The organism is Iodobacter sp. CM08 (assembly GCF_033446605.1).
GTDB lineage: Bacteria > Pseudomonadota > Gammaproteobacteria > Burkholderiales > Chitinibacteraceae > Iodobacter.
On the sequence record NZ_JAWQUO010000035.1, the window covers coordinates 40,163 to 50,621 of the forward strand.

11 protein-coding genes and 3 tRNA genes are annotated in these 10,459 nt (G+C 47.7%); 1 reads left to right on the top strand and 13 read right to left on the bottom strand.

Going from position 1 to position 10,459, the window contains the following annotated elements:
• Window positions 1-242 precede the first annotated feature (242 nt).
• The 4 genes from R6242_RS17510 to R6242_RS17525 all read right to left on the bottom strand — a co-directional run bounded on the left by R6242_RS17510 (window position 243) and on the right by R6242_RS17525 (window position 1,652).
• Window positions 243-318, bottom strand: a tRNA-Thr gene (locus R6242_RS17510).
• A gap of 48 nt (window positions 319-366) precedes the next feature.
• Window positions 367-442 (bottom strand) — tRNA-Thr (locus R6242_RS17515).
• Window positions 443-501: 59 nt separating this feature from the next.
• Window positions 502-577: transfer RNA gene (locus R6242_RS17520), tRNA-Thr, on the bottom strand.
• A 52-nt stretch (window positions 578-629) separates the two neighbouring features.
• On the bottom strand, window positions 630-1,652 hold the full coding sequence (locus R6242_RS17525; protein ID WP_318429269.1) for a CDP-6-deoxy-delta-3,4-glucoseen reductase: 1,023 nt from the start codon (window positions 1,650-1,652) through the stop codon (window positions 630-632).
• Window positions 1,653-1,663: 11 nt separating this feature from the next.
• Between R6242_RS17525 and R6242_RS17530 the strand changes: the two genes are divergently transcribed.
• Complete coding sequence (locus R6242_RS17530; RefSeq protein ID WP_318429271.1) at window positions 1,664-2,554, top strand: NAD-dependent epimerase/dehydratase family protein; 891 nt, start codon at window positions 1,664-1,666, stop codon at window positions 2,552-2,554.
• Between the two features lie 51 nt (window positions 2,555-2,605).
• On the opposite strand, the gene R6242_RS17535 is transcribed toward R6242_RS17530, so the two are convergent.
• From R6242_RS17535 to R6242_RS17575, 9 genes are all read right to left on the bottom strand, one after another.
• Complete coding sequence (locus R6242_RS17535) at window positions 2,606-3,361, bottom strand: flagellar brake protein (protein WP_318429273.1); 756 nt, start codon at window positions 3,359-3,361, stop codon at window positions 2,606-2,608.
• Between the two features lie 20 nt (window positions 3,362-3,381).
• Window positions 3,382-3,951 carry an SCO family protein gene (locus tag R6242_RS17540; RefSeq protein WP_318429275.1) on the bottom strand — a complete coding sequence of 190 codons (570 nt, stop codon included), beginning with the start codon at window positions 3,949-3,951 and terminating at the stop codon, window positions 3,382-3,384.
• Window positions 3,952-3,964: 13 nt separating this feature from the next.
• Window positions 3,965-4,681 carry a dethiobiotin synthase gene (gene bioD / locus R6242_RS17545; RefSeq protein ID WP_318429277.1) on the bottom strand — a complete coding sequence of 239 codons (717 nt, stop codon included), beginning with the start codon at window positions 4,679-4,681 and terminating at the stop codon, window positions 3,965-3,967.
• Entirely contained in the window at window positions 4,678-5,574 is an 897-nt protein-coding gene (gene bioC / locus R6242_RS17550) for a malonyl-ACP O-methyltransferase BioC (RefSeq protein ID WP_293936045.1), read from the bottom strand. The genes bioD and bioC overlap by 4 nt, the downstream gene beginning before the upstream one ends.
• Window positions 5,571-6,212 (bottom strand): DedA family protein, encoded by a 642-nt coding sequence (locus R6242_RS17555; RefSeq protein ID WP_293936044.1) that lies wholly within the window; start codon window positions 6,210-6,212, stop codon window positions 5,571-5,573. The genes bioC and R6242_RS17555 overlap by 4 nt, the downstream gene beginning before the upstream one ends.
• A gap of 110 nt (window positions 6,213-6,322) precedes the next feature.
• Window positions 6,323-7,258: a protein translocase subunit SecF gene (gene secF / locus R6242_RS17560; protein WP_318429292.1), complete on the bottom strand. Its 936-nt coding sequence runs from the start codon at window positions 7,256-7,258 to the stop codon at window positions 6,323-6,325.
• A gap of 15 nt (window positions 7,259-7,273) precedes the next feature.
• A complete protein-coding gene (secD, locus tag R6242_RS17565; protein ID WP_318429283.1) occupies window positions 7,274-9,085 on the bottom strand; it encodes a protein translocase subunit SecD in 1,812 nt (603 codons plus the stop codon).
• Between the two features lie 64 nt (window positions 9,086-9,149).
• The gene (gene yajC, locus R6242_RS17570) at window positions 9,150-9,515 is read right to left on the bottom strand and encodes a preprotein translocase subunit YajC (protein ID WP_318429286.1); all 366 of its coding nucleotides are present in this window, start codon (window positions 9,513-9,515) and stop codon (window positions 9,150-9,152) included.
• A gap of 234 nt (window positions 9,516-9,749) precedes the next feature.
• Entirely contained in the window at window positions 9,750-10,199 is a 450-nt protein-coding gene (locus tag R6242_RS17575) for a bacteriohemerythrin (RefSeq protein ID WP_318429289.1), read from the bottom strand.
• Window positions 10,200-10,459: the final 260 nt, after the last annotated feature.

Genomic DNA, 10,459 nt, shown 5'->3' on the forward strand with positions numbered 1-10,459 from the left:
GAGCTTCAAAAGTTGGAAATCAACGAGGGTAGGCTGTGATGCAGAGGCTGGCTTAATATTGGCGAACGCCACGATATTGAATTGTTGCCATGATGCCTATTCCTTGAGGTAAGAATAGGGATAGCAGCGAAAGAACGGCCATTGCCGCCGAACCGAAATTTTTAGCGAGCACAAAATTATGGTAATCAAGCGCTTTGAACGCACAAAGGGTTAGCAATTTCTTGCTAACCCTTTGATCTTACTGGTGCCGACGGCAGGAATCGAACTCGCGACCCCCTGATTACAAGTCAGGTGCTCTACCAACTGAGCTACATCGGCATTAACTTTATTACCCCTAAGTAAACTTAGGTTTTACTACGGTATTACTGGTGCCGACGGCAGGAATCGAACTCGCGACCCCCTGATTACAAGTCAGGTGCTCTACCAACTGAGCTACATCGGCAATAAAGCCTTACTACTAAATCTACTGCAAAGTACGCCTAAGCTTACTTTTTAAATACTTGGTGCCGACGGCAGGAATCGAACTCGCGACCCCCTGATTACAAGTCAGGTGCTCTACCAACTGAGCTACATCGGCGAAGGCACGCAGATTAATTGATCAGGCCTATTTTTGCAAGCACCTAATCCAATTATTTCGCTAAGTCCTTGGAAGTAAAGAAGGCATCAGAGAAAAATTCATCACTAGGTAAGCCGCGAGAAACGCAATGCGTATAAGCCGCTTCCACCATCACCGGTGCGCCGCAGGCATAAACTTGGTAGCCGGCTAGGCTGCCAAAGTCATCCAACACCGCTTCATGCACTAGCCCAGTGCGGCCATTCCATGCGTCGGCATCGTTTGGCTCAGACAAAACGGGGATAAAAGTAAAGTTGGCGTGCTGTTGCTGCCATGCCGATGGCAGCTCTGGCATATAAATATCTGCCAGCGTACGCGCGCCCCAATACAGTACGATCTCGCGCTGAATGCCGTTATTAAAAGCGTGTTCTAAAATCCCTTTAATCGGCGCAAAGCCCGTGCCAGTGGCGATCAGCAAAATCGGCTTATCGCTGTCTTCACGCAAGAAGAACGAGCCCAGTGGGCCAGTAAAGCGCATGATTTCGCGCTCCTTCATGGTGTTCCACACGTAATCAGAGAACTCACCACCGGCTACGTGGCGAATATGTAATTGCAGATACTCGGCATCGTGCGGCGCATTGGCGATCGAAAACGAGCGCTTTTTGCCATTTTTGGTGTGGATATCAATATATTGCCCCGCCAAAAAGGCCAGTTTTTCGCTGCTTGGCAGCTTTAAAGACAATACGGCTACATCATGTGAGACTTTATCTATGCTTTGCACGCGGCACGGCAGGGTTTTGATTTGGATATCTTTGCTGGCGGTGACTTCTTTGCACTCAATCGTGATGTCGGCATCCGTTGTAGCACAGCAAAATAGCGCGTAGCCATTTTCACGCTCCATGGCCGATAAGGCGCTTTCGGCGTGATCGCCATGCGTCACTTCACCGGTAATCACTTTGCCTTTACAAGAGCCGCACGCGCCATTTTTGCAGCCGTAAGCCATATTAAAGCCACCACGCATTGCGGCATCTAAAATAGTTTCATCTTCATTCATGGCTATTTGCTGGCCACTTGGTAAAATAGTAAGTTGCTTGCTCATTGCGATCCGCTATGCGAAAAAATCGATTACTTATTATAGGGTGCGGGGATGTACTCATCCGCGCCCTGCCTTGGTTAACCCAACGTTTTAAAGTCTATGCCACCGCGCGTAATACTGAGGCGGCTACCAGGCTACGCGGCCTTGGGGTGATTCCTGTGCTCTGCGATCTAGACCAACCACAGAGCCTACGGCGCTTATCGGGCCTCGCCCGCTGGATGGTTTATAGCGCGCCTCCTGCGCCCAATGGCGAGGATGATCTCCGCTGCAAGCGCTTTATCGCCAAGATGGAACGCTACACCGGCGTGGATAAGTCTGCAATTCTAACACCTCGCCACCTTGCCTACATCAGCACCAGCGGCGTTTATGGCGATTGCAAGGGTGAATGGGTGGATGAAACTCGGCCACTGCGCGCACAATCAGCCCGCGCTATTCGCCGTGTTGCGGCAGAAAGCAGCTTAAAAGCTTGGGCTAGGTCACAAAAAATCAAATTGGCTATTTTACGTGCGCCAGGGATTTATGCTGCGGATCGCTTGCCCACCGAGCGGATTATGCAAGCCACCCCCGCATTAATTCATGCTGAGGATAGTTGGTCTAATCACATCCATGCGGATGACTTGGCCCATGCGGTTAGCTTGGCGCTGTTTCGTGGCAAGCCATTGCGGGCGATGAATGTGGCGGATGATCAGCCGCATAAAATGGGCGATTATTTTGATTTAGTTGCGGATTCTATTCGCCAGCCACACCCACCACGGATTAAACGCTCCGAAGCACCGGCGGTGTTATCGGCTAGTTTAATGTCGTTTTTAAATGAATCACGGCGTTTAAATAATTACCGCTTAAAACAAGACTTGCGCCTGCAATTAAAATGGCCAGATGTTGGGCAGTTTTTAGCCAAAAAATAAAAAAAGGGGCGATCAATTCGCCCCTTTTTACATAAAATCTATCTACAAAAATTAACCGGTTAATGCTTTTCTTTCTGCTTCAAGCTGCGCCATTAATCTTTGAATATTGGCTTCAATTTGCCTTGGTAAATTAACATATTGGCAACCCAACATCCATGCAAAATGCCCAGGGCGCTGCTCTAAGTGGCGCAAAGAGCGCACTTCAAAATTAAGCTTCATCACGCCAGCAGGGCCAAAATCAAAAGGGATATCGCTATAGACTTTACCCACTTCTATTTGCGGCTTAAGCTCGCTTGGCACCCAAGCACCAATACCACCTAAAGATACATCGTGTACATTCAACCAGTCGTGGGTGTTATTAGCAAAAGGCAATTGGCAGCGATAAGGCCGCGCCACCGGCGTAGGTAATCGATAATATTCGCGCCGCTGCAATTTAATTAAATCCGCTGGAAAAACCGTGGTTAAGGCAGGGCCACCTTGGTACTGGCAATTGCGCACAATGCCCACAGCAAATTGAATTTTCACCCCATCTGGTACAGCCAGTACTAGCGACCTAGCAGAATTAAGTAGCATTTGATTGCTGGCTGCGTTGCCACCCACATCAAAAATAAACGTTTTACCTTTGATATCAACTTCTAAAATCCGTGATAGCAGCAGCTCACGCCCTTCATTTAAATAGATGGTAATAAAATCACCACGCTGAGCCAGTGTGCGAAGCACAGCGCCTATCTCCATCGGCGCGGTGATCCGAAATGCCCCAATATCCTCACCATCTGGTATTGGACTTACTTGCTCGCTTTCACCCACGGATTTCTCGCCTTAATTTATTATTCATTCAGCAAAAGGGTTAAATCATGTGCAAAGACACTTGCCCCAGCCCCATAACTGACCATCACCCTTGGCTTACCACTTTTATCTAGCAAATAGCTACCGGCACTATGATCAACCGTGTAATCCCCACTGCTGCTCATTTGTTTTTGATAAATGATTTTATAACGCCCTGCTACTTCGGCTAATTGTGTAGCGCTACCTGTTAGGCCTAAAAATCGTGCATCAAAAACGGGAACATACTGGTTTAATATTTGTTGAGTATCTCTCTCTGGATCAACAGAAACAAATAAAACTTGAACCTGATCCGCCTTGCTACCTAATTGCTGCATTGCGTTTTTTAATTCAATCATTGTCGTTGGGCAAACATCAGGGCAATGAGTATAGCCAAAAAACATCACCACGACCTTACCTTTGAAATCAGCCAAAGTACGAGTCTTACCTTTGTGATCCATTAAAGTAAAATCACCGCCCAGCGCCGCGCCAGTAATATCACTTCCTTGATACTCAGGCTTTGAGCAAGCAGAGAGTAAAACAAGGCATAGCATGCATAATAAGGCTCTCAACATCGGTTTTATATTCCTAACATTCATTGTTTATAGCTTGCTTTGCACTCGCTTCACAAGCAAGTAGCGTAATTGCAGCTGCAGGCAAAGTTAAATCTTGAGCATTCGGCTGAAAGGCAACTTCAGCGAGCATAGGAGCGGGCAAATGCGCTTGCAAATAAGCGATATTATCTGCATAGCGCTGCATTTCTGGATCAATCTGATTGGCAATCCAGCCCGCTAGCCTTAAGCCACTATCAGTAATAGCCTGCGCACTTAATAAGGCATGATTTAAACATCCCAAGCGCATTCCTACTACCAAAATAATGGGGGATTGTAAGCGTAAAGCAAGATCTGCGATATTGTGTTCATCCGACAATGGCGCAAACCAGCCGCCCGCCCCTTCTACCAACACCACATCAGCCCATGCTTGTAATTGATTGGCGGCAGAAACGATATGCTCTAAATCTAAGCTCTGCCCTTCATCCCTTGCCGCCAAATGCGGTGATATCGCCGCTTCAAACATATAAGGGCAAACCAAAGCTGCTGGGGCTTGAATGCTAGATGCCGCAGCGTGGGCCGCAACATCGCTATTGTAAAGCTGGCCATTGCGCCACTCGCAGCCCGCCGCTACGGGCTTCATCCCTAACGCCGTGTGCCCTGCCGCCACAAAGGCGCGTAATAGCTGGGCGGTGGCAATGGTTTTGCCGACATCGGTATCCGTGCCGGTTATAAAATAGCGTGGTTCTATCATGCTGATCTTGGCCTAAATTCAATAATCTGGCTGCCATCGGCGCTCTTTCTCGCCGGTTTATTTAAAGGCTTCCATGCGTGACCATAGACCACCTCATAGGTACACGGCAGCACGCCATTAGTGCGAAAGGTTTCATATTTAGCCACCACCTTTTGCCATGCGCTCTTACCCAATAAACCACGCGAGCGGCCTTGAGCCACATTGTGTGCACCAATATCTTTTAGATCTTGCATTACGGCCTTGGCGCTATCGTAAGTCATGGTGAGGTACTCCATATCCATCACTGGAGTACTTAAACCATTTTTCACCAAGGCATCGCCTAAATCGTGCATATCAATAAAGCGATTCACATGCTGGGCTTGATCCACCGCCGCAAACGATGCACGCAGCTCTTTTAAGGTATCTGGGCCAAGGGTGGCAAACATCAATAAACCGCCAGGCTTTAATACGCGGGTAAATTCTGCAAACGCCGCATCTGGCTCATTACACCACTGCAAAGTTAGGCTAGACCAAATCACATCGACCGATTCATTTGCTAGCGGTAGCGACTCAATATCGGCGCAAAGATAAGCCGCGCCTTGGCCACGTATAGAGGCCCACAGCTTTTTTAAACCGCCGCCTTCTTTGGCTCTTGCCACTTGCAACATGCCTGGCGCTAAATCTAGCTCGATCAACTGCGCGTCTTTATACAGCTCACGTAATTGTGGAGCGCAGTAGCCTGTACCGCAGCCAGCATCCAATACCACACTTGGATTCACTTTGATGTAATCCAAGCGCTCAAACATGCGATCCGCGACTTCGCGTTGCAACACCGCCGCCGCATCATAGCTGCTGGCTGCTTTATCAAAAGCCGCCCGCATGGCGGCTTTTTCAGTGTGAAACGCCTGACTCATGCCTCTGCCTTTGCAAATTTCATTTTAATAAATTCAATCACTACCGGTAATGCAGGAATGAGGACTAAAGCAATGGCGATTGAGCCAATGTTTTTAGCAATAAAAGGAATGCCACCTAGGAAATAACCTGCAGATAGCAGAGAAACTACCCAAACCGCTGCGCCAATCAGATTAAACATCAAAAAGCGGTGGTAACTCATTGCGGCCATACCGGCCACAAAAGGGGCAAAGGTGCGCACAATCGGCACAAAACGCGCCAGGATAATGGTCTTACCACCGTGCCTTTCATAAAAAGCATGGGTTTTTTGCAAATAATCCTGACGAAATATTTTAGAATCTTTATTAGCAAACAGCTTATGGCCAAAATAACGGCCAATAGTGTAATTAACCGCGTCACCTAAAACCGCAGCAGTAAATAACAGCCCCATCAAGACATACAAATTCATATGCCCACCACCCGCCAGCATCCCCGCTACAAACAAGAGCGAATCACCTGGTAAAAAAGGCATGATCACCACGCCAGTTTCTACAAAGATCACCGAAAACAACAAGGCATAAACCCAGTTGCCATATTGGCGAATAATCTCGGCCAAATACACATCAAGGTGCAGAAAAACATCTACTGGATTGAATTCCATGTTTTCTCTCTTTAAACATAAAAACGCCGACGATCAAATCGCCGGCGTTTTGGGTGGCGTTAAAACAACACCAATGGATATTCTCAGGCGCGTCTGCCGCGCCCCTCACTTTATACCACTGCTTCTTCTTTGATTCTAACCGGCTTAACCATGTTTTCACGGGTTACGCCTAGCATCAGCAACAATGGCGATGCCACCAGTACCGATGAATAGATACCAAATACAATACCAATAGTCAGCGCCATCGCAAAACCATGCAAGGCAGCACCACCAAAGATCAACATGGATAAGACCATGCACTCGGTGGAGCCGTGGGTGATGATAGTACGGCTAATCGTTGCGGTAATCGCGTTATCAATCACCTGAGGCACCGTTTTGCCACGTAGATTTGGCTTGCGGAAATTCTCACGAATCCGGTCAAACACCACCACCGATTCATTCACAGAATAACCCAGCACCGCCAAAAGACCTGCCAGCACAGTCAGGGTGAATTCCCACTGAAATAAAGCAAAGAAGCCCAGAATAATGATCACATCGTGCATATTGGCGATCACCGCCGATACCGCAAAACGCCATTCAAAGCGAATCGCCAAGTAAGCAATAATCCCCAAGCAAACCAGTAAAATCGCGGTTGCGCCGTGCGTCACCAGCTCGCTACCCACCGATGGGCCGATAAACTCGACTTTACGCAGCTCAACATCGCTACGATCTGTTTTGAGTAAATTCAACACTTCATTGGATAACTGAGCACTGGTTTTAGTCTTGATATTAGGAATCCGCACCATCACATCGCGGGTTGTGCCTAAGGACTGCACCTGGGCTTCGCCGTACTTTAAACCATCCACTTTTTCACGGATCTTGTTTAAATCAACCGACTGGCTATAACGCAGCTCCATCACCGTGCCGCCAGTAAATTCAACGCCAAGATTCAGGCCCTTCATTACCAAAAACACCACAGCCAACACAAAAGTAGCCAGCGAAATCGCCGTTGTGAGCTTGCCATAGCTCATAAATGGGATATCACGCTTTATATGAAAAAATTCAATCATGGCGATGCACCCTTACACAGACAGCGTCGTAACACGACGGCCGCCATAAATGAGGTTAATGATGCCGCGAGAAACAAAAACCGCGCTGTACATCGACGTTAAAATACCAATGCAATGCACCCAAGCAAAACCACGTACCGCACCAGAGCCAAAGATCAGCAGCGCAAGGCCGGCGATCAAGGTGGTGACGTTGGAATCCAAAATGGTGGCAAAAGCATGGCCATAACCATTTTGAATTGCGGCCTGTGGCGTCATCCCTGCACGCAGCTCTTCACGCACCCGCTCATTAATCAACACGTTGGCATCAATCGCCATACCCAATGCTAATGCAATCGCGGCGATACCTGGCAGCGTCAGCGTTACGCCAAGTAAAGACAGCAAGGCCAGCAAGAATAATAAGTTAGTGGCAAGACCAACAGTAGATACCACACCAAATACACGGTAGTAGATCATCATAAACACGGAGATCGCCAAGAAACCGTAAAGGGTGGAGTGGAAGCCACGGGCGATATTGTCTTTACCCAAGCTTGGTCCAATGGTGCGCTCTTCCACGATATTCATGGGTGCTGCCAAGGAGCCAGCGCGTAATAACAGCGCCGTATCATTCGCTTCAGCCACGCCCATCGAGCCAGAAATCTGCACGCGCCCGCCACCAATTTCGGAACGAATCACCGGAGCCGTCACCACTTCGCCCTTGCCTTTTTCAACCAAGACCATGGCCATGCGCTTGCCAATGCTTTCTTTCGTGAGCGTTTTAAAGATAGCCGCGCCGGTTGAATCAAGGTTTAAGTGAACCGCTGCTGAGTTTTGATCATCAAAGCCCGCTTGCGCGTCATTGATATTATCGCCTGTGAGCTCAACATCTTTTTTCACCAAAATAGGGCTAACACGGCCATTTGGGCCACGCTCATTCAACAACTCATAGCCAGCAGGCACATTGCCATTCAGCGCTTCAGACATTTTGGCTTGATCGTCTTCTACCATGCGCACTTCCAGCGTGGCAGTACGGCCCAGAATATCCTTGGCTTTTGAAGTGTCTTGCACCCCAGGCAATTGCACTACGATACGGCCTTCACCCTGCTGCTGAATAATCGGCTCGGCAACACCCAGCTCATTAACACGATTATTCAGAGTGGTGATGTTTTGCTTAACCGCATCATTCTTCAGCTGCTGTAAGGCGGCTGCAGAGTATGAAATCACAATTTTATTGTCGACAACATCAATTTGGCGCTGCTGCAAGACTTTACGCAAAGCTTTAACGGCTTCTTGCGTTGTGGCCTCATCCCGTAGCTGCACTTCTACGCTATCTCTGGTGCTGGCAATACGGCCGTAGCGAATTTTCTTGTCTTTTAGCTCACGGCGAACATCACCTGCAGTTTTCTCTAGCGCCTTATCAACCGCAGCTTTCATATCCACTTCAAGCAAGAAGTGCACACCACCACGTAGATCCAAGCCCAAGGACATTGGCTTTGCGCCAATTTTTGTTAACCAAGAAGGCGTATCAGACAGCAGATTTAAGGCCACGCTGTAGTCGTCGCCCAGCTTAGTTTGCAAAGCTTCTTTAGCCTTGAGCTGCACTTCGGTGTCTTTAAAGCGAAACTTAACTGAGTTGCCATCAAAAAAAGCGTCTTCAGTCTTTATGCCCGCATTTTTTAAAATGTCTGCGGCAGTATGTTGCAGCGCGGTATCCACTTTTACAGTGGCACGAACGCTGGCAATTTGTACTGCTGGGCTTTCGCCAAATAAATTAGGCAGGGTGTAGAGCGTTGCCAAAGCAACGGACAAGATAATTAACAGGTATTTCCAAATCGGGTAGCGATTCATAACGGGACCCAGAATGCGCAAAGGCGATGCTTTGTTTGAAAAACAAAGTCACCGCCTATTGGCTTTATTTGTTGTTTTTAATAGTGCCTTTTTCCAAACGCGCAGCAACTGCAGCACGTTGGATCAAGATTTCTACGCCATCGGCCATTTCAAGAGTGACATACTGCTCGTTCACCTTAATGATTCGGCCCAGAATACCGCTGCTGGTTGCCACTTCATCGCCCTTAGCAAGAGCAGCCAACAAAGCTTGTTGTTCTTTGGCGCGCTTTTGTTGTGGACGGATCAACATGAACCAGAACAAAACAAAAATCACGATCATAGGAAGGAAAGACATAAAGCTCATTTCTGCCGCCGGTGCGGCGCCTTGAGCAAACGCGGATGGAATGAACATATAGGGTCGGTTCCGTGTGAATAAAGCAAAGCGGGCCATTCTAGCCGCTGAACCGTACAAAATCTACCCAGCTTTTTTGCTATGGGTCATCAAAGCGGCTTAAACCACCTGTGCCCAGCAGCTAGATCAGCTTATGGCCTTTTTTTATTCAACAAATCGGAACTTTAACCACACAATATTGTCACCTTTTGACTACCCCTCTCTATCGCGGTGCTAGTTTTCTTTTAAAAACAAGCCATTAAGCCCCACTTTTGACATCAAGCCTGCCAATAACTAGGCCCAGAAGCGCTCCAACCAGTTTTTTTTATGCCACTTTGCCTGCGCCCCACGGGATAAAAAGTGCTCGGTATAGCGTTTATCACCTTCCATAATATGATTAGTGAGCCAGTGCCTTAAAAAATGCATCAATTCAAAAGTCACTGCCTCACCAGCACTTAGGCGAAGTTGTAGCTCGTTCATTTGATTTATTAAATCTTCGTGATGTTGCTTATGCGCATCGTAATCTGGATAACCCAAAATCCGCATCAAGCTTTCTTCCACGGTAAAGTGTGTTCGAGTGTAATCAGCCAAACGCCCCAAAATCTGGACAGAAGCCTCGCTACCATGGTGCTGGCGAATTGCATCGTGTAATTCATTCAGTAAATCAATCAGCACCTTATGCTGTTCATCAATTTCCTGAATCCCCACCGATAACTCATCAGTCCACTCAAAAAATAGTGCCATTGCCGCATCACTCCCTATGACTTGAATAATTTAATAGGAATCATGCCGCTGAGGTGCCACAGAATTATTGACGCACATCAAAGTTTGATATCAGCCTAGGGAAAGCCTGAATAAGAAACTGCCATAAAAATTGCCTATTGTAGATACCGTCTTGCCGGTCAAGCATTTTGATACTCAGCTTGATATTTTTTTTGTGTTTTCAGGACGCCGAAGCACAGGTGAACCAATTTGCGCATGCAAGCACCAAGCGCCGACATTTT